19 protein-coding genes and 1 tRNA gene are annotated in these 25,049 nt (G+C 62.3%); 4 read left to right on the forward strand and 16 right to left on the reverse strand.

The window, feature by feature from the left end; genetic code table 11:
* Positions 1 to 107 precede the first annotated feature (107 nt).
* The 3 genes from fusA to rpsL are packed head-to-tail and all read right to left on the reverse strand — an operon-like array spanning position 108 to position 3,101.
* Positions 108 to 2,225 carry an elongation factor G gene (fusA, locus tag RA25_RS20465; protein WP_039174767.1) on the reverse strand — a complete coding sequence of 706 codons (2,118 nt, stop codon included), beginning with the start codon at positions 2,223 to 2,225 and terminating at the stop codon, positions 108 to 110.
* 18 nt (positions 2,226 to 2,243) lie between these two features.
* On the reverse strand, positions 2,244 to 2,714 hold the full coding sequence (rpsG, locus tag RA25_RS20470) for a 30S ribosomal protein S7 (protein ID WP_019298618.1): 471 nt from the start codon (positions 2,712 to 2,714) through the stop codon (positions 2,244 to 2,246).
* A gap of 15 nt (positions 2,715 to 2,729) precedes the next feature.
* The gene (gene rpsL / locus RA25_RS20475) at positions 2,730 to 3,101 is read right to left on the reverse strand and encodes a 30S ribosomal protein S12 (RefSeq protein WP_019298617.1); all 372 of its coding nucleotides are present in this window, start codon (positions 3,099 to 3,101) and stop codon (positions 2,730 to 2,732) included.
* A 361-nt stretch (positions 3,102 to 3,462) separates the two neighbouring features.
* Between rpsL and RA25_RS20480 the strand changes: the two genes are divergently transcribed.
* Positions 3,463 to 4,269 carry a putative rhamnosyl transferase gene (locus tag RA25_RS20480; protein ID WP_039174768.1) on the forward strand — a complete coding sequence of 269 codons (807 nt, stop codon included), beginning with the start codon at positions 3,463 to 3,465 and terminating at the stop codon, positions 4,267 to 4,269.
* On the opposite strand, the gene RA25_RS20485 is transcribed toward RA25_RS20480, so the two are convergent.
* The 12 genes from RA25_RS20485 to secE form a co-directional block, all read right to left on the reverse strand.
* The gene (locus tag RA25_RS20485; RefSeq protein WP_039174769.1) at positions 4,259 to 5,143 is read right to left on the reverse strand and encodes a DMT family transporter; all 885 of its coding nucleotides are present in this window, start codon (positions 5,141 to 5,143) and stop codon (positions 4,259 to 4,261) included. The two genes, RA25_RS20480 and RA25_RS20485, sit on opposite strands and share 11 nt — an antisense overlap.
* Positions 5,140 to 5,955, reverse strand: coding sequence for a glycosyltransferase (locus RA25_RS20490; RefSeq protein ID WP_039174772.1), 816 nt, complete (start codon positions 5,953 to 5,955; stop codon positions 5,140 to 5,142). The genes RA25_RS20485 and RA25_RS20490 overlap by 4 nt, the downstream gene beginning before the upstream one ends.
* A gap of 107 nt (positions 5,956 to 6,062) precedes the next feature.
* Positions 6,063 to 10,304, reverse strand: a complete 4,242-nt coding sequence (gene rpoC / locus RA25_RS20495) for a DNA-directed RNA polymerase subunit beta' (RefSeq protein WP_019298613.1) — start codon at positions 10,302 to 10,304, stop codon at positions 6,063 to 6,065.
* Positions 10,305 to 10,357: 53 nt separating this feature from the next.
* Positions 10,358 to 14,494 carry a DNA-directed RNA polymerase subunit beta gene (rpoB, locus tag RA25_RS20500; protein ID WP_039152530.1) on the reverse strand — a complete coding sequence of 1,379 codons (4,137 nt, stop codon included), beginning with the start codon at positions 14,492 to 14,494 and terminating at the stop codon, positions 10,358 to 10,360.
* 248 nt (positions 14,495 to 14,742) lie between these two features.
* Positions 14,743 to 15,117: a 50S ribosomal protein L7/L12 gene (gene rplL, locus RA25_RS20505; protein ID WP_019298611.1), complete on the reverse strand. Its 375-nt coding sequence runs from the start codon at positions 15,115 to 15,117 to the stop codon at positions 14,743 to 14,745.
* An 80-nt stretch (positions 15,118 to 15,197) separates the two neighbouring features.
* Entirely contained in the window at positions 15,198 to 15,716 is a 519-nt protein-coding gene (gene rplJ / locus RA25_RS20510; RefSeq protein ID WP_029205089.1) for a 50S ribosomal protein L10, read from the reverse strand.
* A gap of 340 nt (positions 15,717 to 16,056) precedes the next feature.
* On the reverse strand, positions 16,057 to 17,352 hold the full coding sequence (locus tag RA25_RS23475; protein WP_342586139.1) for an adenylyltransferase/cytidyltransferase family protein: 1,296 nt from the start codon (positions 17,350 to 17,352) through the stop codon (positions 16,057 to 16,059).
* Between the two features lie 206 nt (positions 17,353 to 17,558).
* On the reverse strand, positions 17,559 to 18,257 hold the full coding sequence (gene rplA, locus RA25_RS20520) for a 50S ribosomal protein L1 (RefSeq protein WP_019298609.1): 699 nt from the start codon (positions 18,255 to 18,257) through the stop codon (positions 17,559 to 17,561).
* A gap of 1 nt (position 18,258) precedes the next feature.
* Entirely contained in the window at positions 18,259 to 18,684 is a 426-nt protein-coding gene (gene rplK, locus RA25_RS20525) for a 50S ribosomal protein L11 (RefSeq protein ID WP_019298608.1), read from the reverse strand.
* A 245-nt stretch (positions 18,685 to 18,929) separates the two neighbouring features.
* Positions 18,930 to 19,514, reverse strand: a complete 585-nt coding sequence (locus tag RA25_RS22530; protein ID WP_082023123.1) for a hypothetical protein — start codon at positions 19,512 to 19,514, stop codon at positions 18,930 to 18,932.
* Positions 19,515 to 19,676: 162 nt separating this feature from the next.
* Positions 19,677 to 20,210, reverse strand: coding sequence for a transcription termination/antitermination protein NusG (gene nusG / locus RA25_RS20530; protein WP_039150217.1), 534 nt, complete (start codon positions 20,208 to 20,210; stop codon positions 19,677 to 19,679).
* Positions 20,211 to 20,427: 217 nt separating this feature from the next.
* Complete coding sequence (gene secE, locus RA25_RS20535) at positions 20,428 to 20,625, reverse strand: preprotein translocase subunit SecE (protein ID WP_019298606.1); 198 nt, start codon at positions 20,623 to 20,625, stop codon at positions 20,428 to 20,430.
* A 225-nt stretch (positions 20,626 to 20,850) separates the two neighbouring features.
* Here secE and RA25_RS20540 point away from each other — a divergent pair, with 225 nt between their 5' ends.
* Positions 20,851 to 22,968, forward strand: a complete 2,118-nt coding sequence (locus tag RA25_RS20540) for an O-linked N-acetylglucosamine transferase, SPINDLY family protein (RefSeq protein ID WP_039174770.1) — start codon at positions 20,851 to 20,853, stop codon at positions 22,966 to 22,968.
* Between the two features lie 60 nt (positions 22,969 to 23,028).
* On the opposite strand, the gene RA25_RS20545 is transcribed toward RA25_RS20540, so the two are convergent.
* Positions 23,029 to 23,104 (reverse strand) — tRNA-Trp (locus tag RA25_RS20545).
* Positions 23,105 to 23,278: 174 nt separating this feature from the next.
* On the opposite strand from RA25_RS20545, the gene RA25_RS20550 reads away from it, so the two are divergent.
* Both RA25_RS20550 and RA25_RS20555 read left to right on the forward strand, forming a co-directional pair.
* On the forward strand, positions 23,279 to 24,004 hold the full coding sequence (locus RA25_RS20550; RefSeq protein ID WP_241477454.1) for a lysophospholipid acyltransferase family protein: 726 nt from the start codon (positions 23,279 to 23,281) through the stop codon (positions 24,002 to 24,004).
* Positions 24,005 to 24,096: 92 nt separating this feature from the next.
* Positions 24,097 to 24,702, forward strand: coding sequence for a hypothetical protein (locus tag RA25_RS20555; RefSeq protein WP_152612257.1), 606 nt, complete (start codon positions 24,097 to 24,099; stop codon positions 24,700 to 24,702).
* Positions 24,703 to 25,049: the final 347 nt, after the last annotated feature.

The raw sequence follows: 25,049 nt of genomic DNA on the forward strand, positions 1-25,049 counted from the left end.
ATGTTGACGTGCGGTTTATTGCGTTCAAACTTTTCCTTAGCCATGATGGCCTCCTTTTGCTTCGAGGGGGGTCCGCAACACTTGCGAACCCCCGTATTTTCTGACGCTTACGCGTATTTCGCCTGGATCTCTTCCGAGATGTTCTGCGGAACCGGATCGTAGTGATCGAACTGCATGGTGAACTGGGCGCGGCCCGAGCTCATCGAACGCAGGGTGTTGATGTAGCCGAACATGTTCGCCAGCGGCACAAACGCGTCGATCGCGATTGCGTTGCCGCGGTTCTCCTGGCCGGACACCTGGCCGCGGCGGGATGTCAGGTCGCCGATGATGCCGCCGGTGTATTCTTCCGGGGTGATCACCTCAACCTTCATCACCGGCTCGAGCAGTTTCGCACCAGCCTTGCGCATGCCTTCACGCATGCCCATGCGGGCAGCGATTTCAAAGGCCAGAACCGAGGAGTCCACGTCGTGGAACTTACCGTCGATCAGGGCAACCTTGAAGTCGATCACGGGGAAGCCGGCCAGCGGGCCGCTGTCCATGACGGACTGGATGCCTTTTTCGACGCCCGGGATGTATTCCTTCGGAACCGCACCGCCAACGATGCGGGATTCGAAGGAGTAGCCTTCGCCTGCTTCTGTCGGCGAGATGATCAGCTTCACCTCGGCGAACTGGCCCGAACCACCCGACTGTTTCTTGTGGGTGTAGGAATGCTCGACCTCTTTGGAGATGGTCTCGCGGTAGGCCACCTGCGGCGCACCGATGTTCGCCTCAACCTTGAACTCGCGCTTGAGACGGTCCACCAGGATGTCCAGGTGAAGTTCGCCCATGCCCTTCATGATGGTCTGACCGGACTCGATGTCGGTCTCGACGCGGAAGGACGGGTCTTCGGCGGCCAGACGGGCCAGACCCTGGGACATCTTCTCCTGGTCGGCCTTGGTTTTCGGCTCAACCGCGATCTCGATCACCGGATCGGGGAAGGTCATGGTTTCCAGAACAACCGGATCGTTGACGGCGCAGAGGGTGTCACCGGTGGTGGTGTCCTTCAGGCCTGCCAGCGCGATGATGTCGCCTGCGAACGCTTCCGTGATTTCCTCACGGTTGTTCGAGTGCATCATCATCATCCGGCCAACGCGCTCTTTCTTGCCCTTGGTCGAGTTCAGCAGGGTGTCGCCCTTGTTCAGCACGCCGGAGTAGATCCGGGTGAAGGTCAGGGAGCCGACGAACGGGTCGTTCATGATCTTGAACGCCAGGCCGGAGAACGCCATTTCATCGTCCGCGCGGCGGGCAATGTTACGGACTTCTTCTTCGTCACCGGGTTTGAAGCCCATGTAATCGACAACGTCCAGCGGGCTGGGCAGGTAGTCGATCACAGCGTTGAGCAGCGGCTGAACGCCTTTGTTCTTGAACGCGGAGCCGCCCAGGACCGGAACGAAGGCCAGTTCCAGGGTGCCCTTGCGCAGCAGTTTGCGCAGGGTCGGAACGTCGGGCTCTTCGCCTTCCAGGTAGGCTTCCATCGCGTCGTCGTCCATTTCGACGGCCGCTTCGATCATCTTGCCGCGCCACTCGTCAGCCATGTCTTTCAGGCTGTCGCGGATCGGAGCTTTGACCCAGGATGCGCCCAGGTCTTCGCCCTGCCACAGCCATTCTTCCATGTTGACCAGGTCAACCAGGCCTTCCAGCTCGTTCTCGGCGCCGATCGGCACACCAACCGGAACCGCGCGGGCGCCGGTACGGTCTTCGATCATGTTGACGCAGTTGAAGAAGTCAGCGCCGATCTTGTCCATCTTGTTGACGAACACCATGCGCGGAACCTTGTAGCGGTCAGCCTGACGCCACACGGTTTCGGTCTGCGGCTCAACACCGGCGTTGGCGTCCAGAACACAGACAGCACCGTCGAGAACCGCCAGCGAACGCTCAACTTCGATGGTGAAGTCAACGTGGCCGGGGGTGTCGATGATGTTCAGGCGGTGCTTCGGAGAGTCAGCGGTTTTGCCGTCTTCGGTGCGTTCCCAGAAGGTGGTGGTCGCAGCCGAGGTGATGGTGATGCCGCGTTCCTGCTCCTGCTCCATCCAGTCCATGGTGGCTGCACCGTCGTGCACCTCACCGATGTTGTGGGATTTGCCGGTGTAATACAGGATGCGCTCGGAGCAGGTGGTTTTACCCGCATCGATGTGCGCCATGATACCGAAGTTACGGTACAGATTGAGGGGATATTCGCGTGCCATAGGTCTATGTCCTCTAGCTTACCAGCGATAATGGGAGAAGGCTTTGTTGGCCTCTGCCATCTTGTGGGTGTCTTCGCGCTTCTTGACCGCGGTGCCACGGGACTGGACGGCGTCCAGCAGCTCGCCTGCGAGGCGCTCTTCCATGGTGTTTTCGTTGCGGTTGCGGGCGGCAGCGATCAGCCAGCGGATGGCCAGCGCTTCGCGGCGCTCGGGGCGGACTTCAACCGGAACCTGGTAGGTTGCACCGCCAACACGGCGGGAGCGGACCTCGACGGACGGTTTGATGTTGTCCAGCGCTTCGTGGAAGACTTCAACCGGAGCGCGCTTGATCTTGCCTTCAACGCGGTCGAATGCGTTGTAGACGATACGCTCTGCGACCGACTTCTTGCCGTCGATCATCAGGTTGTTCATGAACTTGGTCAGAACGCGGTCGCCGAACTTGGCGTCGGGCAGAACTTCGCGTTTTTCAGCGGCGTGACGACGTGACATATCAGCCTCTCCTTCTTACTTAGGACGCTTCGCGCCGTACTTCGAGCGGCGCTGCTTACGGTCTTTGACGCCCTGGGTATCCAGAACACCGCGCAGGATGTGGTAACGGACACCCGGAAGGTCTTTTACACGGCCGCCGCGGATCAGAACCACGGAGTGTTCCTGAAGGTTGTGGCTTTCACCGGGGATGTAGGAGATCACTTCGTAACCGTTGGTCAGGCGGACCTTCGCAACTTTCCGCATAGCGGAGTTCGGTTTCTTCGGAGTGGTGGTGTACACGCGGGTGCAGACGCCGCGCTTTTGCGGGCACTGCTCGAGGTGCTGGGACTTCGAAACTTTACGCTTCGGCTGACGCGGCTTGCGGATCAGCTGCTGGATCGTTGGCATTCAGGTATTCCCCGTTTAGCAACTTGTCATGCACGCCGGCGCGTGCGGGTGATTTCGCTGCACCTGTGCGTCCACAAGCGCAAAAACCGCAATCGCTCCCATTCCGAGGTGAGACGACGCGGTGTGTTTACAGAGGATCCGGGTGGTAAAAGTGCCCGGACCTTGAGCCACTGCAATTTTGAATTCGGCTTTCGAAGCATACACTCCGGGTGCCGGATAGGCGCGCGTATATGGGGAGTCGCGGGGGTTGTCAACAGCAGCCGGGCGCTGCGGGCCGGGCCGCACCGGCGCGGCGGTTGCCAGCGGGCTGCCGGCCCGCCATAGTCGCCGGCGCAGGCATTTGCAACAAACGGATTTCAGTATGCAGGTCATCGGGCTGTGCCGGTTCTCCTACCCGGCCATCGGCGGGTTTCAGGTCGAGCATGAGACAATGGCGGAGCGGATCGCCTATCTCTACTCTGACGCGCGGATGGAGGAGCGGTTCCGGCTGTTCGAGACTGTCGCCCTGCCGTCCCTGCGGGCGCAGAGCGACCCCGGTTTTGACCTGATCATCGTGACCGGCGACAGCCTGCCCCGGCAGCACTCTGACCGGCTGCGGGATCTGACCTCGGACATGCCGCAGGTTCAGATCGTATCCCAGCCGCCGCGCCGCCACCGCGAGGTGATGAAGGAGCTTCTGAACAACGCCCGCAAGGATCCGCACCAGCCCTGCCTGCAATTCCGCTTTGACGACGACGATGCGGTAGCCGGTGAGTTCATCGAGCGGCTGCGGGAGGCCGCGGCGGACTGTGCGCCGCTGCTTGCCAAGACGGACACTGCCGCGATTGATTTCAACCGCGGCTATATCGCCGAATTCAGCGCCGATGGGATCGCCGCCTCGGAACCTGCCGTGCGGCCCTATTTCACCGCGGCGCTGGCGATGTATGCGGCGGGCGGCTGCCGCAAGACGATCATGAACTTCGCCCATAACCGCATCCACCACCACATGCCAACGGTGACCGTGACCGACGTGCCGATGTGGGTGCGCAGCCACAACCGGTTCAACGATTCCCGCCAGGACAGGGCCAAGCCGGTTGAGGTAACCCGGCTGACACCGAAGCAGGAACGCGAATTCGCAACCGTCTTCGGCATCCGGGCAGACCGCGTGCGCGCAGCGTTCAGCGCGTGACCGGGCGGCGTTTGCGGGCGGCCTGGCGCTCCCGGTAGAAGGTGAAGACGCCGGCCCCGGCCACGATGGCCGCGCCCAAGAGCGTCACCGCATCCGGCCATTCGCCGAACACCAGCCAGCCCAACAGCAGCGCCCACAGCAATCCGCTGTAACGCAGCGGCGCAATCACCGCGATTTCCCCCACCCGCATGGTCATGACTGAGCACAGGTAGCCCGCAAAGATAAACAGGGCCGCGCCGCCCAGGATCAGCAGCTCGCGCCCGCCCATCGGCCGCCATTCCACCGCGGCAGAGCCCGCAATGCCGAAGGCCAGCACCGACAGCGAAGACATCAGCGTCACCGTCATCGACGGCACCTCCGGCGGCATCCGCCGGGTGACCAGGTCACGGGCGGTGATGCAGGCCACCGAGGCCAGCGCAAAAAGCGCCCCCTCGCTGAACCCCTCCGGCCCTGGCCGCACAATCAGCAGCATGCCGCAGAAACCAGCGGCAATCGCTGCCATCCGCCGCCAGCCCACCGGCTCTTGCAGGAACAGCGCAGCACTCAGCGTCACCGCCAGCGGCAGCACCTGCAGAACTGCGGTGACATTGGCAATCGGCATCACCATCAGCGCGGTCAGGAACAGGTAGGTGGCCGAGACTTCGCCTGCGCAGCGCAACGCGATCATGCCCCAGGCGCGGCGCGGCAGGCGCAGCTGCAGCCCGCCCATCCGCCGCACCAGCAGATAGATCAGCACGCTGGCCGCCAGCCCCCGCACCGTCAGGATCTGCGGCAGCGGCAGCGCCCCGCCGATCAGCTTTACCAGCGCATCGTTGAAAGTATAGGCCGCCATCGCCCCCATCATCAAAAGCGCGCCTGTCTGGTTTGGTGTCATGGCAGCAATGCCCTCACTTGATCGCCGGTGCGGCCGAAGTGCCGCTCCAGTGCCTCTTCAATTTTCTGCGGGGGCCATTTCCGGGCGTCGCCGATCTGCACCGGGTCGGATTTGTTGTCGCCATGAACCGTCCGCAGGAAGGCCGGCACCGAGATGTCGGAGACCGTGTTGAGGTGCTGGGCGATACGGCGGTGGTTGTAGGTATAGGGGTTTACCGTCTCCCCCGCAGGCGCCACCACCGTCAGCCCGGCGGACAGCGGCAGCCGTTCGCAGGCGTCATAGACGTCTGCCCCGCTGCCCCTCTTTTCCAGATAGAAACCGCGATTGTGGGCAATTGCAAAGGGCGCGCTGCCGCCGCCCTGCAGCGGGATCAGGCCGCGGGCGAGGCGCTTGGTGCGGCGGACAAAGTCCCCGTCCACCGCATCATCGTCATCCAGCCGGAACAGCACCCGATGGGTCGCCTGGGGCAGCGGGAGCAGAGCGAGGGCCTGCTTCAGCTGCTGGTAGTGGATTGCCGGCGCGGCGGCATGGCAGAAGATATTGGCATAGGGTTCGGTCAGGTCCAGCAGCCGTTCCAGATAGGGCGGCGGCAGGCTGTCGGAGGTCAGAACGATCAGCCGGAACCGCGGGTCGCTCTGCCGGGTCAGCGCATGCAGGCACAGGTTTTCAAACAGCCGGAACCGCAGCTCCATCCGTTCCGGGCTGAACAGATGCGCGGCCTTTTCCTCCAGCGTGCCGAAGCGTTCCGAATAGTAATCCGTGCTCAGCACGGAAAAGCGGACCAGCCCGGCCATCCGCAGCCTGATGTCCATCCCTGCACCCTCCCTGCCCTGCAACAGATAGCCCCGGCAGCAGATGTGAAAAAGCCCCCGCATCAGCGATGCGGGGGCTTTTCTGTTTTTTGATCAGCTGCCGGAGCTTAGTCGCGGCTTTCCGGGGTATCGACCAGGTTGTCCAGACCAGCGTCCATCGCGTCCTCGTCCATCACCGGCGCAGCCAGGGCTGCAGCGGCTTCGGCTTCCTCGCGGCGGGCTTCCAGAACCACGTTGTCGCGGCCCTGGGCGATCTGGCGCACCCGCTGGGTGGCGCCGCCGGTGCCGGCCGGGATCAGGCGGCCCACGATGACGTTCTCCTTGAGGCCGACCAGCTTGTCCTTCTTGCCCTGCACCGAAGCCTCGGTGAGAACCCGGGTGGTCTCCTGGAAGGAGGCCGCCGAGATGAAGGAGCGGGTCTGCAGCGACGCCTTGGTGATACCCAGCAGGATCGGTTCGCCCTGAGCCGGACGCTTGCCGCGGGCAAGGGCCTTCTCGTTGGCGGCGTCGAACTCCTGCTTGTCCACGTGTTCGCCTTTCAGCAGCGTGGTGTCGCCGGAGTCAGAGATCTCCCACTTCTGCAGCATCTGGCGGACGATCACCTCGATGTGCTTGTCGTTGATCTTCACACCCTGCAGGCGGTAGACGTCCTGGACCTCGTCGATCATGTAGTTCGCCAGTGCCTCGACACCCATGATGGACAGGATGTCATGCGGCGCCGGGTTGCCGTCCATGATGTAGTCGCCCTTCTGGACAAAATCACCTTCCTGAACCGGAATGTGCTTGCCCTTGGGCACCATGTATTCGACGGCTTCCATCGACTCGTCGCTCGGCTCGATCGCGATACGGCGCTTGTTCTTGTAGTCGCGGCCGAAGCGCACGTAACCATCGATTTCGGCGATGATCGCGTGATCTTTCGGACGGCGGGCTTCGAACAGTTCCGCAACGCGCGGCAGACCACCGGTAATGTCCTTGGTCTTGGCGCCTTCACGCGGGATACGCGCGACAACGTCACCAGCCATGATCTGCTGGCCGTCTTCGACCGACAGGATGGCATCCACGGACATCGGGTAAGTCAGCGGGTTGCCTGCGTCGTTGCGCACCGGTTCGCCGTTGCCGTCCACCAGGATGATTTCCGGCTTCAGATCAGAGCCCTTCGGAGCCGCACGCCAGTCGATCACGATCTTCTGGGTCATGCCGGTGGCTTCGTCGGTCTCGTCGCGGACAGCCAGGCCCGAGATCAGGTCGACATACTTCGCGGTACCCGGCTTCTCGGCGATGATCGGCAGGGTGTAGGGGTCCCATTCGAACAGCTTGTCGCCGCGGTTGACCATCTGGCCTTCCTTGACGAACAGCTTGGAGCCGTAGCCCAGCTTGTGGCTGGCGCGCTCTTCGCCGTGCTCGTCCTGGATGATCAGCTTCATGTTGCGGCCGACAACCAGGGTCTCGCCGTTGGCGTTCTCCAGGGTCTGCGGCATTTCGAAGACGATCTTGCCGGACTGCGAGGCTTCCAGGAACGACTGCTGGCCACCCTGGGCAACGCCGCCGATGTGGAAGGTCCGCATAGTCAGCTGGGTACCGGGTTCACCGATCGACTGCGCCGCGATGATACCGACGGCCTCGCCGGTGTTCACGCGGGTGCCGCGGGCCAGGTCACGGCCGTAGCACATGGCGCAGACGCCCTCTTCCGACTCACAGGTCAGCGGCGAGCGGATGCGGGTCGACTGCACGCCGGCCTCTTCCACTGCGTCGGCCATGCGCTCGTCGATCAGCTGGCCTGCGGCCACGATGATCTCTTCGGTGCCGGGCTTCTTGATGTCATCCGCAGCCACACGGCCCAGGATGCGCTCGCCCAGCGACGCCACGACTTCACCATCGTTCACAGCCGCTTCTGCGGTGATCGCACGCTCGGTGCCGCAATCGATCTCGCGAACGATGCAGTCCTGCGCCACGTCCACCAGACGGCGGGTCAGGTAACCCGAGTTCGCCGTCTTAAGCGCGGTATCCGACAGACCCTTACGGGCACCGTGGGTCGAGTTGAAGTACTCGAGAACGGTCAGGCCTTCTTTAAAGTTCGAGATGATCGGGGTCTCGATGATGTCGCCGTTCGGCTTGGCCATCAGGCCGCGCATGCCGCCCAGCTGCTTCATCTGAGTAACCGAGCCACGCGCACCGGAGTGGGCCATCATGTAGACCGAGTTCGGTTCCATCACGGCGCCGTTCTCGTCCCGCTTGTCAGCGGAGATGGTGCCCATCATCGCTTCGGTGACCTTGTCGTTACACTTCGACCAGGCATCGACAACCTTGTTGTACTTTTCGCCCTGAGTGATCAGGCCGTCCATGTACTGCTGTTCGAAGTCTTTCACCTGCTCGCGGGTGTCGTCGACGATGGTCCACTTGGTATCCGGGATCACCATATCGTCCTTGCCGAAGGAGATGCCGGCCTTGAACGCCTCGCGGAAGCCCATGGTCATGATCTGGTCGCAGAAGATGACCGACTCTTTCTGGCCGCAGTAGCGGTAGACGGTGTCGATGACCTGCTGAACCTCTTTCTTCCGCAGAAGACGGTTGACCAGTTCAAACGGCGCCTTGGCGTTTTTCGGCAGCAGCGCGCCCAGACGGACACGGCCCGGGGTGGTCTCGAAACGCTGGAGAACCTCGTTGCCTTCCTCGTCGATCTGGGTGATCCGCGCGGTGATCTTGGTGTGCAGATGCACTTCGCCGGCGTCCAGCGCGTGCTGAACCTCGTCGATGGTGCCAAAGATCTTGCCTTCGCCGGGCATGCCTTCGCGTTCCAGGGACACATAGTAGAGGCCCAGGATCATATCCTGCGACGGAACGATGATCGGCGCGCCGTTGGCGGGCGACAGAACGTTGTTGGTCGACATCATCAGGACGCGCGCTTCCAGCTGGGCCTCAAGGCTCAGCGGGACGTGCACAGCCATCTGGTCGCCGTCGAAGTCCGCGTTGAACGCCGAGCAGACCAGCGGGTGCAGCTGGATTGCCTTGCCTTCGATCAGCGTGGGTTCGAACGCCTGGATCCCCAGACGGTGCAGCGTCGGTGCGCGGTTCAGCATCACCGGGTGCTCGCGGATCACCTCATCGAGGATATCCCACACTTCGGGACGCTCTTTCTCGACCAGCTTCTTCGCCTGCTTCACGGTCGAGGACAGGCCCTTGGCCTCCAGACGCGAGTAGATGAAGGGCTTGAACAGCTCCAGCGCCATCTTCTTGGGCAGGCCGCACTGGTGCAGCTTCAGCTCAGGACCGGTCACAATCACCGAACGGCCGGAGAAGTCGACGCGCTTACCCAGAAGGTTCTGACGGAAGCGGCCCTGCTTGCCTTTCAGCATGTCCGAGAGCGACTTCAGCGGACGCTTGTTGGCGCCGGTGATGACGCGGCCGCGGCGGCCGTTGTCGAACAGCGCGTCAACAGACTCCTGCAGCATCCGCTTTTCGTTGCGGACGATGATGTCCGGCGCGCGCAGCTCGATCAGCCGCTTCAGGCGGTTGTTCCGGTTGATCACGCGACGGTACAGGTCGTTCAGGTCGGAGGTCGCAAAGCGGCCGCCGTCCAGCGGAACCAGCGGACGCAGTTCCGGCGGAATGACCGGGATCACGGTCATGATCATCCATTCCGGACGGTTGCCCGATTCCAGGAAGCTCTCCACGACTTTCAGGCGCTTGATGATCTTCTTGGGCTTCAGTTCGCCGGTTGCTTCGGCCAGTTCGGCGCGCAGCGTTTCGGCTTCCGATTCCAGGTCGATCTGGGCCAGCATGTCACGGATCGCTTCAGCGCCGATGTTGGCGGTGAAGGCGTCCATGCCATAGGCATCCTGGGCGTCCATGTACTCTTCTTCGGTCATCATCTGACCATAGGTCAGGTCGGTCAGGCCCGGTTCGATGACAACGTAGTTTTCAAAGTACAGAACCCGTTCCAGGTCGCGCAGGGTCATGTCCAGCATCAGGCCGATGCGGCTGGGCAGCGACTTCAGGAACCAGATATGCGCAACCGGCGCGGCCAGTTCGATGTGGCCCATGCGCTCGCGGCGCACTTTCTGCAGGGTGACCTCGACGCCGCATTTCTCGCAGACGACGCCGCGGTACTTCATCCGCTTATATTTGCCGCACAGGCATTCGTAGTCTTTGATCGGGCCGAAGATCCGGGCGCAGAACAGGCCGTCGCGCTCCGGCTTGAAGGTCCGGTAGTTGATGGTCTCGGGCTTTTTGATTTCGCCATAGGACCAAGACAGGATCCGTTCCGGGCTGGCCAGCGAGACTTTGATTTCATCAAAGACCTTCGGCGGGGTCAGCGGGTTGAACGGGTTGTTGGTGATTTCCTGGTTCATTTTGATACCTCAAATCTTGCGGAAGGGGGGAGCGGGAGAAGGGCGCGGGGCCCTTACTCCTCAACCTCCGCATCCAGGAGTTCCATGTTCAGGCCGAGGCCGCGGACTTCTTTGACCAGAACGTTGAACGATTCCGGCACGCCCGCCTCGAAGTTATCCTCGCCCTTGACGATCGACTCATAGACCTTGGTCCGGCCGGCGACGTCATCCGATTTGACGGTGAGCATCTCCTGCAGGGTGTAGGCGGCGCCATAGGCTTCCAGAGCCCAGACTTCCATCTCACCAAAGCGCTGACCGCCGAACTGCGCCTTACCGCCCAGCGGCTGCTGGGTAACCAGCGAGTACGGGCCGGTGGAACGCGCGTGGATCTTGTCGTCCACCAGGTGGTGCAGCTTCAGCAGGTACTTGATGCCAACGGTCACGGGGCGCGCAAACTGCTCGCCGGTGCGGCCGTCGAACAGGATCGACTGGCCGGACTGGTCAAAGCCCGCACGCACCAGGGCGTTGTTCACATCGTCTTCCTTGGCGCCGTCGAAGACCGGGGTCGCAATCGGCACACCGCGGGTCACGTTGCCTGCGGCTTCGATCAGCGTGTCCTCGTCCATATTGGCGATGCCTTCGTCGTAGACATCGTCGCCATAGGCGTGGTGCATCGCTTCACGGACCGGGGTCAGATCGCCCGAGCGGCGGTATTCCTGCAGCGCGTCATCCACCTTGATGCCGAGGCCGCGTGCGGCCCAGCCCATGTGGGTCTCCAGAATCTGACCGACGTTCATACGCGACGGCACGCCCAGCGGGTTAAGGCAGAAGTCGACCGGGGTACCGTCGGCGAGGAACGGCATGTCCTCCATCGGCACCACTTTCGAAATCACACCTTTGTTGCCGTGACGGCCGGCCATTTTGTCGCCCGGCTGCAGCTTGCGCTTCACGGCGATGAAGACCTTGACCATCTTCATCACACCCGGCGGCAGGTCGTCGCCGCGGCGGACCTTCTCGACCTTGTCCTCGAAACGGGCGTCCAGAGCACGCTTCTGCGCCTCGTACTGCTCGTTCAGGGCCTCGACGACCTGGGCGTCCTGCTCATCCTCAAGGGCAAGCATCCACCACTGGCCGCGGGACAGGCTGTCCAGCAGCTCCTCGTCGATCGGGGAACCGGAGCGCACGCCTTTCGGGCCTTTGACCGCTACTTTGCCCAGCAGCATATCGCGCAGGCGGGCATAGATGTTGCGGTCCAGGATCGCCAGCTCGTCGTCCCGGTCACGGGCCAGACGCTCGACTTCCTCACGCTCGATCTGCAGCGCACGCTCGTCTTTCTCCACGCCGTGGCGGTTGAAGACGCGCACCTCGACCACGGTACCGTAGTCGCCCGGCTTCACGCGCAGCGAGGTGTCGCGCACGTCAGATGCTTTTTCACCAAAGATGGCGCGCAGCAGCTTCTCTTCCGGGGTCATCGGGCTTTCGCCCTTCGGAGTGATCTTGCCGACCAGAATGTCGCCCGGTTCCACATCGGCACCGATGTAGACGATGCCCGCCTCGTCGAGGTTGCGCAGGGCTTCCTCGCCGACGTTGGGGATGTCGCGGGTAATCTCTTCCGGCCCAAGCTTGGTGTCACGGGCGGCGACTTCGAATTCCTCGATGTGGACCGAGGTGAAGACGTCGTCACGCGCGATGCGCTCGGAGATCAGGATGGAGTCTTCGTAGTTGTAGCCGTTCCACGGCATGAACGCGACGACCACGTTTTTGCCCAGTGCCAGTTCGCCCATATCGGTCGACGGGCCGTCGGCGATAACCTCGCCCTTGGCAACGGTGTCGCCCACCTTGACCAGAGGCTTCTGGTTGATGGTGGTGTTCTGGTTGGAACGCTGGAACTTGCGCAGACGGTAGATGTCAACGCCCGCGTCGCCCAGCTCCAGATCGGAGGTGGCGCGGATCACGATACGCTGCGCATCGACCTGGTCGATGATGCCCGCACGCTTGGCCTGGATGGCCGCGCCGGAGTCAATCGCAACCTTTTCCTCGATGCCGGTGCCGACCAGCGGCGCCTCTGCACGCAGCAGCGGAACCGCCTGACGCTGCATGTTCGAGCCCATCAGAGCGCGGTTGGCGTCGTCGTTTTCCAGGAACGGGATCAGCGAGGCAGCCACGGAGACCAGCTGTTTCGGCGACACGTCAATGAGGTCCACGCTTTCGCGCGGCGCCAGGGTGTAGTCACCGGACTGACGGGTCGACACCAGGTCGTTGATGAACTTGCCGCTCTCGTCCAGGGTCGCGTTCGCCTGCGCCACGGTGTGGCGCATTTCCTCGGTTGCCGACATGTAGTGCACTTCGTCGGTCACCTGGCCTTCGTTCACCACCCGGTAGGGGGTCTCGATGAAGCCGTATTTGTTGACGCGCGCGAAGGTCGCCAGCGAGTTGATCAGACCAATGTTCGGGCCTTCCGGGGTCTCAATCGGGCACATCCGGCCATAGTGGGTCGGGTGCACGTCGCGGACCTCAAAGCCGGCGCGCTCGCGGGTCAGGCCGCCCGGGCCAAGCGCCGACAGGCGGCGTTTGTGGGTGACTTCCGACAGCGGGTTGGTCTGGTCCATGAACTGCGACAGCTGCGAGGAGCCGAAGAATTCACGCACCGCAGCCGCAGCCGGTTTCGCGTTGATCAGATCCTGCGGCATCACGGTGTCGATCTCGACGGAGGACATCCGCTCCTTGATCGCACGCTCCATGCGCAGCAGGCCGACGCGGTACTGGTTTTCCATCAGCTCGCCGACGGAGCGCACGCGGCGGTTGCCCAGGTGGTCGATGTCGTCGACATCGCCGCGGCCGTCACGCAGGTCGACCAGCGCCTTGATGCAGGCAACAATGTCTTCCTTGCGCAGGGTGCGCTGGGTGTCCTCGGCGTCCAGTGCCAGGCGCATGTTCATCTTCACGCGGCCAACGGCGGACAGGTCGTAACGCTCAGAATCGAAGAACAGGGTGTCGAACAGCGCCGAGGCGGCCTCGACGGTGGGCGGCTCGCCCGGGCGCATCACGCGGTAGATGTCCATCAGCGCGCTGTTGCGGTCCAGGTTCTTGTCCTGCGCCATGGTGTTGCGCATGTAGGGGCCGACGTTGACGTTGTCGATGTCCAGCACCGGAATGTCGGTGATGCCCGCGTCCAGCAGCTCCTTCAGGGAACCGCCGATCAGCTCGCCGTCCTTGTCGTATTCCAGGGTCAGCTCATCACCGGCCTCGACATAGATCGCGCCGTTGTCTTCGTTGATGATGTCCTTGGAGACATATTTGCCGACGATGTGATCGAACGGAACCAGAAGGTCGGTGACAGAGCCTTCCTCGATCAGCTTCTTGACGGCGCGCGGGGTGACCTTCTTGCCGGCTTCGCAGATGATCTCGCCGGTGGCAGCGTCCACCAGGTCATAGGTCGGGCGGGTGCCGCGCACGCGTTCCGGGAAGAACGGGGTAACCCAGCCGCGGGATTTCTCCAGCTTGAACTGCACGGTGTTGTAATAGGCATCCATGATGCCTTCCTGGTCCAGGCCCAGGGCGTACAGCAGGGTGGTCACCGGCAGTTTGCGGCGGCGGTCGATACGGGCAAAGACGATGTCCTTGGCGTCGAACTCGAAGTCCAGCCAGGAGCCGCGGTACGGGATGATGCGGCAGGCGAACAGCAGCTTGCCCGAGGAGTGGGTCTTGCCTTTGTCGTGGTCGAAGAACACGCCCGGCGAGCGGTGCATCTGGGACACGATCACACGCTCGGTGCCGTTCACGATGAAGGTGCCGTTCGGGGTCATCAGGGGCATGTCGCCCATGAAGACGTCCTGTTCCTTGATGTCCTTCACCGACTTCGCGCCGGTGTCCTCGTCGACATCAAACACGATCAGGCGCAGGGTGACCTTCAGCGGCGCCGAGTAGGTCATGTCGCGCTGCATGCACTCTTCGACGTCGTACTTCGGCTTCTCGAACGAGTATTTCACGAACTCCAGAACGGAGGTTTCGTTGAAATCCTTGATCGGGAATACCGACTGGAACACACCTTTGATGCCTTCGCCGTCCAGCGGCTCAGCTGCATCGCCGGAGCGCAGGAAAAGGTCATAAGAAGATTTCTGCACCTCGATGAGGTTCGGCATCTCCAGCACTTCGCGGATTTTGCCGTAATATTTGCGTAGACGTTTCTGGCCAAGGAACGATTGAGCCATGTCAGATGTCACCTTTCGAGTTCTCACCGGTCAAGGAAGCCGCCGGGCCCCGGCTCCTTGCCCATACGAGACAGCGCGTTCGGATCAATTCATGGCCACCGTCCCGAAGGCAGCCTCCCGATCCTTTGAACTCCGCCTAAGAAAACGCCTCTTGGATGAGGCCCTTTCTAAGACAGGTTCGGCTGGGCCCGGAAAAATCCGGACCCAGCCAAATTTCCGATGCATCGGCGATGCACCAGAGGCAGGACTTAGGCCAGCTCGACTTCGGCGCCAGCTGCTTCCAGCTTGGCTTTGATGTCTTCTGCTTCGGCTTTGTCGATGCCTTCTTTGATTTTGCCGCCAGCTTCGACCAGCTCTTTGGCTTCTTTCAGGCCCAGGCCGGTGATGCCGCGAACTTCTTTGATCACGTTGATCTTGGAAGCGCCGGCGTTCTTCAGAACGACGTCGAATTCGGTCTTTTCTTCTTCAGCTGCGCCACCGGCGTCGCCGCCAGCTGCAACCATCACAGCGCCGCCAGCAGCGGGCTCGATGCCGTATTCGTCTTTCAGGATGGTTTTCAGTTCTTGTGCTTCCAGCAGGGTCAGACCCACGATGCTTTCTGCGAGTGCTTTCAGATCAGCCATTGTTCAGCTCTTTCCGTTTACAGTATGTGTGTTCCAACGTGCGGGCTTTTGCCCCACGCCAGCCATTCAGTGCCAACCGCTTACGCAGCTTCCGCCTTCTCTTCGATGGTCGAAAGGATGCTTGCGATGTTGCTTGCAGGTGCGCCAATCGCGCCGGCGATGTTGGAAGCAGGTGCGCCAATGCAGCTTGCGATCTGAGCAATAAGCTCGTCGCGGGACGGCATTTTCGACACGGCTTCGACACCGGCACGGTCCAGAGCGTTCTCACCCATTGCGCCGCCAAGGATCTCAAACTTTTTGTTTTCCTTGGCGAAATCCTCGGCCACTTTTGCAGCGGACACGGGATCTTCGGAGTAGGTCAGAACGGTCATACCCGTCAGCAGGCCGGCCATGCTTGCACACGGCTTACCCTCGAGGGCGATTTTGGCGAGCCTGTTCTTGGCAACACGCACGGAGCTGTTCGCGTCGCTTGCACGCGCGCGCAGATCCTGCATCTCGGCAACTGTCAGACCGGCGTAGTGAGCTACCACCACGACGCCAGAGCTTTCGAAGATCTGGCCGAGTTCCTCGACCACTTTCTCTTTCTGGGCTCTATCCACAGTTCTCTCCAAGTTAGGGATGCTTGCGCATCCCGGCTCATATTTGCCGAACCAGATGGCCCGGCGTTCAGGTCCGTTTTACGGGATGAGCCAAAGTCGCCCGAGGGAATGAAAACCCTCGATCTTCCTGGTCTTACCCGTCTCAGGAGGGAAATTAAGACCCGATCGAAAGGCCACCCACCATCTTGGACGAAATGAAATAAAGCGCACGACGAATCGCACGCTTTATCTCAAGGCCGTAGTTAGTCCCATTTGCGGGGATTTCCAAGGGGCAAAATAACCATCCTCCAGGCCGCCTCAGCTTCGCCCGCGGGCAAACCGCCCGGCAGGGTAAGCTGGATCAGGCTGCGGCCCCCGGCCATGCGCCCGCCTTCAGCGCAGTGGCCGATATCCCCTCAGTACGCGGCAGGTACAATACAGTGCACAGATCCTTCAAGTCATCAAAGTGCCCCCGCCAGTCGCTGCCCATGACCAACAGGTCTGCATTCAGACGGCGGATGTCGCCCGCTTTCTGGCCCCAATTTTCTTCGGGAATGACTTTCGAAACATACTTGCAGGCTTCCAGCATCTCCACCCGGTGCTCAAAGGCCAGTGCGGTTTGCTTGCCCCGGCCCGCGTTGAACGCGCAGGTGGAACAGGCCGCAATCACCTCATCTGCCAGCAGCGACAGCCGTTTCAGCAGCCGCACATGGCCATAATGCATCGGGTCAAAGGTGCCATAGGTAATGACCCGCTTGAACTTCGGCTCCGGCAGCGCGCCGAGAAAGCGCCGGAAATTCCGGTTTGCCCGGCTCCAGTCAAAGGCGAAATAGGGGTTCGGCTCGCGCCAGGCCGCCCCGTAGTTCACGGCCAGCATCGCCTCGGGCTCCGCGGGAAGCGGCAGTCCCGTGGCCGCACAGGTCTGCAGCGGCAGGACTTGCGCCTCAGTCAGCTTGCCGAAGGTGTGCGGGTACACGAATACCTTGCCATTCCGCTTCCAGGCCGGAAACAGGTCCACCTCGAAGGATCCGCAGGAAACCAGCTTGATGATCCGGCCCGGCCCCGGAATCTGATCTTCGATCCGGGCCAGCCCGATTTCAAACAGCTTCAGCTGCAGTTCCCGCCATTCCTGCGCCGCGTCCTCCGGGCGCTCCGATTTCAGGAAAAAGGCAAGGTCCGCATCGTCATCATGATCCAGAAGCCTGCCCTCCCGGACCGCCCCCAGCAGCGTTCCGGAATTCAGGAACACGCCATCCGACAGCGGCTGCAGCTGTTTGATCAGAAAGGACAGATGGTTCCAGACTTCCTGATGGTTCTGCCGCGCGAATGACACCGTATCATAGTTGTGCCCCGTCAGCGCGTCTTCCGGCGCATGTTCGGCCAGGAAACCCTCGAAGGCGCGGAACGCCGCCATTTCGCCGCGCTTGCTGCGCAACTGAAGCAGTTTCGCCATTGTTCGGCGCATCCGGCCAGCCCGCTTGCGGCCTGCCAGAAGCGCCATCACCAGCGCCTCGCTGTGCATCACCGGATGATCGCTCTGGAAAGGCCGCAGTTCCTTTTCGAACTGCCAGCACCGGAACCGGTGCGACGGGCTGCGCAGCTGTTGCCGTGCCCGCTCATGCAGCCGGGCAATTGCCTCATCTGACTGCTCAGTCATAAATCACCTGTACTAGAAAATTTTTAAAATCAGTACATGCGGGATGAGGCAACATTAAGCCATCGAGGCGAGTCCGTCAGAAACTACCGCGCAGAAGTTGCGTAAAAGCCCAAGTTGCAGAGCCGGACAGCAGCGCATCCGGCGCCGCAATTGAAAAAGGGCGGCCCTTGCGGAGCCGCCCTTCCTGACATCAGCTGTGCGCCCGATTACTCGGTGACAGCGTTGTCCACGTCAACCGTGATGCCCGGACCCATGGTCGAGGACAGGTTGATCTTTTTCATGTAGGCACCTTTGGCGCCGGTCGGCTTGGCTTTGGCCACGGCCGACACGAAGGCACGGACGTTCTCGACCAGCTTGGCTTCGTCGAAGGACGCTTTGCCGACGCCGGCATGCACAACGCCGCCTTTTTCCGCTTTGAACTGGACTTCGCCGCCCTTGGCTGCTTCCACGGCCGCTTTCACGTCCATGGTCACGGTGCCGACTTTCGGGTTCGGCATCAGGTTGCGCGGGCCCAGGATTTTGCCCAGACGGCCGACGACCGGCATCATGTCCGGGGTTGCGATGCAGCGGTCAAAGTCAATCTTGCCGCCCTGGATCGCTTCCATCAGGTCTTCGGCGCCGACGATGTCTGCACCGGCTGCGGTCGCTTCGTCAGCCTTGGGGCCGCGGGCGAACACAGCAACGCGCATGGCTTTGCCGGTGCCGTTCGGCAGGCCGACCACGCCGCGGACCATCTGGTCTGCGTGGCGGGTGTCGACGCCCAGGTTCAGGGAGATCTCGACGGTTTCGTCGAACTTCGAGGTTGCGTTGGCTTTCACCAGGGCAACTGCTTCTTCCACGGACAGGTTTTCTTTGCCTGCGAAAGCTTCGCGCGCGGCGCGGGTGCGTTTACCGAGCTTTGCCATCTTACTTCACCTCGATGCCCATGGAGCGGGCGGAGCCCAGGATGATCTGCATTGCCGCGTCGATGTCGTTGGCGTTCAGATCTTTCATCTTGGCTTCGGCGATTTCCTTCACCTGGGCCACGGTCACGGTGCCGACGGTTTCCCGGCTCGGGTTGTTCGCGCCGGATTTCACCTTGGCCGCCTTCTTCAGGTAGTAAGACGCGGGCGGCGTCTTGATGTCCATGGTGAAGGACTTGTCCTGATAGTAGGTGATCACGGTCGGGCACGGCGCGCCGGGCTCCATGTCTGCGGTCTTGGCGTTGAACGCCTTGCAGAATTCCATGATGTTGATGCCGCGCTGACCCAGGGCCGGGCCGACGGGCGGAGAGGGGTTTGCCTGACCTGCAGGAACCTGCAGCTTCATCGAACCAACAAGCTTCTTAGCCATTTGGTTTTCCTTTCAACGAGGACGGAACGCGTTCCGCCCGGAGTGTGTTGCGTGGTCGGATGTCAGGATCGCGATCCCTCCATCTCCCACGAGAGAATCTCGCCCGAAGACGATAGAGGCGGCGTTTACAGGGGAATGTTGGTGTTGGCAAGTGGGCGGGAGGGGAATTGAGCAAACCCGGCTCGAGCCTAGCCGAAAGCAATTCCGTTCCATGTTGACTGGTGGACGTGAACGCTTGCGATCAGCTAGTGACGCCCCGTCCGGACCCAATCGGAAGGAAGCTGATGCCACGGCTGGTCAGGAAAACGCCGCGCCATCTCTTCCTTGAGTTTTCGCTCCCGGGAAACGGGGCCGCCAACATGCCAAGCAGCTTCCTCAACTCCGAAATCAGCGGTTAACCGGGCTGGCAAGTGATGCTCAGCGTCCCATGCCGCCATCACTTCTAAACCCTGTATCTCCGGGTCTTCCACTCGAGTTTCACGCGCAGCTAGCCCTCCCTCCCAAACGGTTACTGTTAGGGTGCCAGACGGCCACTGAACCTCTGGCGGCACGATCTTCAGCGCCCCAGCAAGTTCATATCTCCCGAGCTTGCCCCAATGGCCAGCACGGAGAACTCTCGTAATGGACGGATAAACGACTGTTACTACAGCCATTACAGGCGACGCGAGAATGTCCGGCACCTTGGCGACTTCTCGGTCCCGGCGAAGAAAGAACCCTACCGACTTTTCGTCAGTGATTTGACCGTAATAAATCCAGCCCCCCTCACCTAAGAGAGCATAGAGAGTTCCAGACTTCAGATCGGCGCGCGCCTTGGGATTGCTTTCAAACATCGCAACACAATTGAGAAGGATTCCCTATGCGTCAATAACCCTTCTATCGCACCGTTCACCAGGCCAGACCGAAGCAGCGGAGACCAACTTTTGCGGGTATCGGTCAACAAAAAACGCCGCGTTGAACCCAACGCGGCGCCTCAAATTCCACTGATGGGACCATCATCCCTGCTTGGTCACCTGGGTGAAGTCCAGTTCCACCGGGGTCTCGCGGCCGAAGATCGACACGGTGACCTTGAGCTTCTGGTTGTCCTCGTCGACCTCTTCGACCATGCCGTCGAAATCCTCGAACGGGCCGTCGTTCACCTTCACCTTCTCGCCCACTTCGTAGTGGATCAGGGTGCGCGGCGCCTCGACGCCTTCCTCGACGCGGCCCAGGATGCCCTGCACCTCAGCGTCGCGCATCGGCATCGGGCGGCCCTGCGGGCCCAGGAAACCGGTGACGCGGTTGATCGAGGAAATCAGGTGATAGCCGCGGTCGGACATTTCCATGTGCACCAGCACGTAGCCGGGCATGAAGCGGCGCTCGGTCGAGACCTTCTTGCCGCGGCGGATCTCGATCACCTCTTCGGTGGGGACCAGAACCTCGTCGATCTCGTCCTCAAGGCCCTGTTCTGCGACCGAGGTGCGGATCTGCTCTGCGATTTTCTTTTCGAAGTTCGAAAGAACGCTGACCGAATACCACCGTTTCGCCATGAACCGTTGTCCTTGTTCTGCCGGGCGGGCCACTTGCCGCGCCGCTGCCTGTTCATTCCGCTGCAGCCCCGGGGCTGCGCTCTCCAACAAAAAGCGGCGTGCAAACCGAATCGCTGCACGCCCGCCTCAATAATTCCTGCTCAGGTACCGCCCATCGCTGCCAAGATCAAGTGCAGCGCAGCAATTGCGGCCCCAAAGCCCTGGTACCGCTGCGGGCTTAGCCGAACATCCCCAGAAGCCCTTGCAGGCCAAAGCGGATCAGCAGGTCGACCAGCGCAAAGAACAGCGCCGTCAGCGCCGCCATGATGAACACCATGACCGTGGTCAGCAGCACTTCGCGGCGGGTCGGCCAGACGACCTTGGAGACTTCGGCGCGGACCTGCTGGATGAACTGAACGGGGTTGATAGTTGCCATACTGGGGGTGTCTCTCTGCTAGCAGTCAGGGCGATGTAACCGGAGCGGCCCGTGAATTCAAGCCCTGCGGCCCTTCTGCCCGGCCCGTTGCGGCTGTTGCGCAGGCAGCGAACGCCGGGTCAATCCAATTTTAATCCACTACTGGCAAAATTGACTCCAGAGGTTCCCTGCGGCCCATCGCGCCGCCCGGGGGCCGGACCGTGTGAATTATTGAGATCGGAAGCCATGACACCTGCCAATTCCCTGTCCGAGGCCGAACAGTTCGAACGCGACGCCAAGTTTGAAGATGCCGCCATGGCCTATGCCGGCATCCTGTCCCGCAACCCCCGCAACAAGCGCGCGCAATCGGCGCTGGAGGGGCTGCGCAAACGGCTGGACTCGCAGACCGACCCGTCGCCGGTGCACCAGGCCGGGCTGGAGGAGGCGCTGGCAGAGGGCCGTCCTTTCGAAGCCGCCGAAAGCTGCGGCGCGCTGCTCAAGACCTTCCGCGAATCGCATTTCCTGTGGGATTTCCTGGGCCGCTGCCACCTGGCCGCGGGCCATCTGGACAATGCCGCCACCTGTTTGAACAAGGCGATCGGGATCAATCCCCGTGCCGCCGGCAGCTATGCTGCGATGGGCCGGGTGAAGGCCGCCCGCGGCGAGCTGGACAACGCCATGGCGCTCTATGACAAGGCGCTGATGCTTGCCGCGGGCTGCCTGCAGGCGCTGCACGGCAAGGCAGAGGTGCTGATCAAGCGCGGCCAAAGCCAGAAGGCGGCCATCATGCTGCGCAAGGCGGTTGCTCTGGCTCCGCATGACGCGGCGCTGCATGTCACCCTGGCGGGCCTCCTGACCCAGCAGGGCGCGGTGGAGGACGCCAAGGAACACTACACCCAGGCCGTCCGCCTGAACCCCGCCCTGACCGAGGCCCGCTACCAGCTGGGCCTCTTGCTGAAGGCTGAGGGCGCCTTTGCCGCTGCCCTGCCCTGTTTCGACAAGGTGCTGCAGGCCAATCCTTCCGATGACCGCGCCCGCACCCAGCGGCTGCATGTGCTGGCAGAGCTATGCGACTGGAAATGGCTGCCGGAATATGGCGACTGCCGCCGCCAGCTGGGCCTGCGCGGCCCGGGCTGCGATCCCAGCGCCCTGATGCTGATGGAAGACAACCCCGACCTCTTGCGCGCCCGCGCCCAGTCCTACGCCAGCGATCTGTTCGGCGCGGCAGAGCTGAACAGCACCCCGCCCGCAGGCCAGCGGCCTGAACGGCTGCGCATCGGCTATTTCTTCGCCGCCCGCGACGCCGAGGCGGTGCTGGACCAGCACGGAGGAATGCTTGCCGCCCACGACCGGACCCGCTTTGACATCCGCATCTATGCGGTTGGCACCGGCCTGCCGGACAGCGCAGCTCAGCAATTTGACAGCCTCAGGGTTCTGGATGCCAGCGCCACGGATCAGATGGCCGCGGCGGTGAAGGCAGACCAATTGGACGCTGCAGTGGATCTCTCCGGCTACTCCGGCGGCGGTGCGCTGCCGCTGTTTGCCGCCCGCCTGGCGCCGCTGCACATCCTGTTCCCCGGCTATCCCGGCACCATGGGCACCGCCGCCTATGACTACCTGATCAGCGACGCCGCCGCCTGCCCGCCCGGCAGCGAACGCTACCACAACGAGCACCTGCTGCGACTGGCAGATGGCCATCAAGCGGTGGCCCCGGCCACACCGGCCAACGCCCCGGACCGCGCCGCCTTCGGCCTGCCCGCGCAAGGGTTCGTGTTCTGCAACCTTGCCAGCGGCAGCCATATCACACCGCAGGAATTCGATATCTGGATGCGCCTTCTGCAAAGCGCTCCGGACAGCGTCCTGTGGCTGGCGGACAACGGCGAACATGCGATGTCCAATCTGCGCCGCGCCGCCGCTGCGCGCGGAGTCGATCCGGACCGCCTGGTCTTTGCCCCGGCAGCCAGCCGCGATGATCATCTGGCCCGCCTGCCGCTGGCGGATCTGGTCCTGGACACGTTCACCGTCAACGCCACCGCCGCCGCCCGCGACGCTCTGGCTGCAGGGGTTCCGGTCCTCACCCTGCCCGGCCAGCAATCCGCCGCCCGCACCTCCGCCAGCCTGCTGCAGGCCGCCGGGCTGCCGGACATGATTGCCGAAAGCATGCAGGACTATGAGGCCAAGGCTGCAGAATTGGCGGCAGACAGCGGTGCCGCGGCCCGCCTGCGCGGCAAGCTCCGCGCCCAGCAGCAGACCGCCGCGCTGTTCAGCCCGGAACGGCTGGCCCGGCAGTTGGAGCGCACCTTTGACGCCGCCTGCGAACGGCAGCAGCAGGGGCTTGCGCCGGCCCATCTGGATCTGGAGTGACCACACACGCCAAACGGCCTGCCCGAAAGGGCAGTGCTGTACCGGCGATGTGCAGGAAAATGGCAGGGGCAGCAGGGTTCGAACCCGCGACCTACGGTTTTGGAGACCGTCGCTCTACCAACTGAGCTATACCCCTGTGGTGCGGCATGTCCTACGGCAGGCGCGCTGCGGAGGCAAGAGGGAAAAGCGCATTTTCTTGCGCCGCCCGGGCGGTTTGCCCGCCGCGGGCTCTGCCTGGGCTTTGCCCCGGCGCAGCCATGCAGTATGACGGGGCAAATGCCGGGGCCAAGCCCCTGTGCCCCCTGCAGGAATGAGCCGTAGCCCCGTGAGCCTCAGAAAGAAAATCGCCGACAGCCCAAAGGTCAACCGCGCCATCGAGGGGCTGTTTGCCGCCTATGTGCGATTCGCCTTCCGCACCTCCCGCTGGACCCGCACCGGGTTTGAGGAGATGGACGCCTGCGTGCGCCGCGGCGAGCCGGTGATCTTTGTGCTGTGGCACCAGCGGCTGATCATGGCGCCCTATCTGTTCGACACCTCGCTGGGCCGCATTTGCGCGCTCACCTCAGCCGCCCGCGCCGGACGGCTGGCGGGCCAGATCCTGGTGCGGCTGGGGTTCGAGACCATCCCGATGTCGAGCCACAAGCGCCATGTGGCCCTGTCGCGCGAAGTGCTGCGCCGCACCCGCGAGGGCTGCTCCATCGGCATCGCCGCCGACGGCCCCCGCGGGCCTGCGCGGGTCTCGTCCACCGTGCCGGTGGTCTGGGCACGGATGACCGGCTGCCGGGTGTTCACCGTGGCCTTTGCCGAAAAGAAGGTGATGAAGCTGCCGACCTGGGACCAGCAGATGCTGCCGCTGCCGTTTTCGCGCGGCGTGCTGATGTGCCGGGAATGGACGGACGAGGTGCCGAAGAAGCCCAGTGACGAGCAGGTGGAAGGGTTGCGGCAAAGCCTGGAGGCATCGCTGGATGCCATAACGGATGCCGCGGATGCGGCGGCGGGGCGCGGCAGTGAGGATCCAAAGACGCAGGCGGGGTGAGCGGGCGTTTGCGGTGGCGGGCTGAGTGCCCACCCTGCGAACACAATGCACCTCGCGGGCAGGCAGATTGTCTGCCAGAAGTTCGTTGGTTTTTGATCTGGAAAAGACCACACCAGATTGCATTCAACCGCAAGATGCGAAACGCTGGCTGGAACCAGCTTTCCTTTCTTCAATTTGAATTTCCACAGGTCAAAATGCAGTCCATCACCCTGCGCATTCTGCGCGCCGCAGCGTTCTTCGCCATTTCTGCCGCTTTCCTGATTTCCGGCGAGGCCCGGGCGGAGGCGGAAATTGATCTTGGGTCCCGCAACACGGTTTCCCTGGATACAAAAGTGCTCTGGCCCCAAGAGTACGGCTTGTATCTGCTGCTGCAGAAGCACGCGGGGCTTGCCAGCGAACTGAGAACGAGCGGGTATGACGTCTCGTTACTGCACAACTCATCAGAAGACCCCGGTCTTTTGACCTTTAACGTGAAAATCTACAAATGGGGAGATCGCGGCGATGAGTTGGTCTTCCAGCAATCGAATTTGCTGCCAAATTTGATTATGAGCCGTAACGAAGAATTCGGCCTGGAAGTTGCCTTGGCCCAGCTGTCCACCGGCAGATACCGGATAGAGGCCACCCCGGAGAATACAAACCACACCCTGGCGGACATCCCCGCAAGGCTGATGTTTATCAAAGCACTAAGGGGAAAATAGGCCTCAATCCATACCCGTCCGGACGCCCCGCGTTCGGGCCGTGCGTGGCCTGCGCCGAACCGGAGGGTTGTTTCCGGCAAAACGGGCGGGCGCTGCCCTGCGAGGAAGTCCCCGCCGCTTTTCGACGCGAAAAACGGCCATGAAAAATCGATTTTTCATGGCCGGAAACCGCGCCGGTTTCCGGGTTGCCGCATAGAAAAAGGGCCTCCCGAGGGAGGCCCTTTCGCAGAACATTACCGAGTTGCTCTCAGCGATTTTCCTTCGGAAAACCGCCTGCCGCAACCAGGCGCGGCAAGCGCGCCTTACTCGATGATCTTCGACACAACACCAGCGCCGACGGTGCGGCC

Source organism: Leisingera sp. ANG-S5 (genome assembly GCF_000813925.1).
Taxonomy (GTDB): Bacteria; Pseudomonadota; Alphaproteobacteria; order Rhodobacterales; family Rhodobacteraceae; genus Leisingera.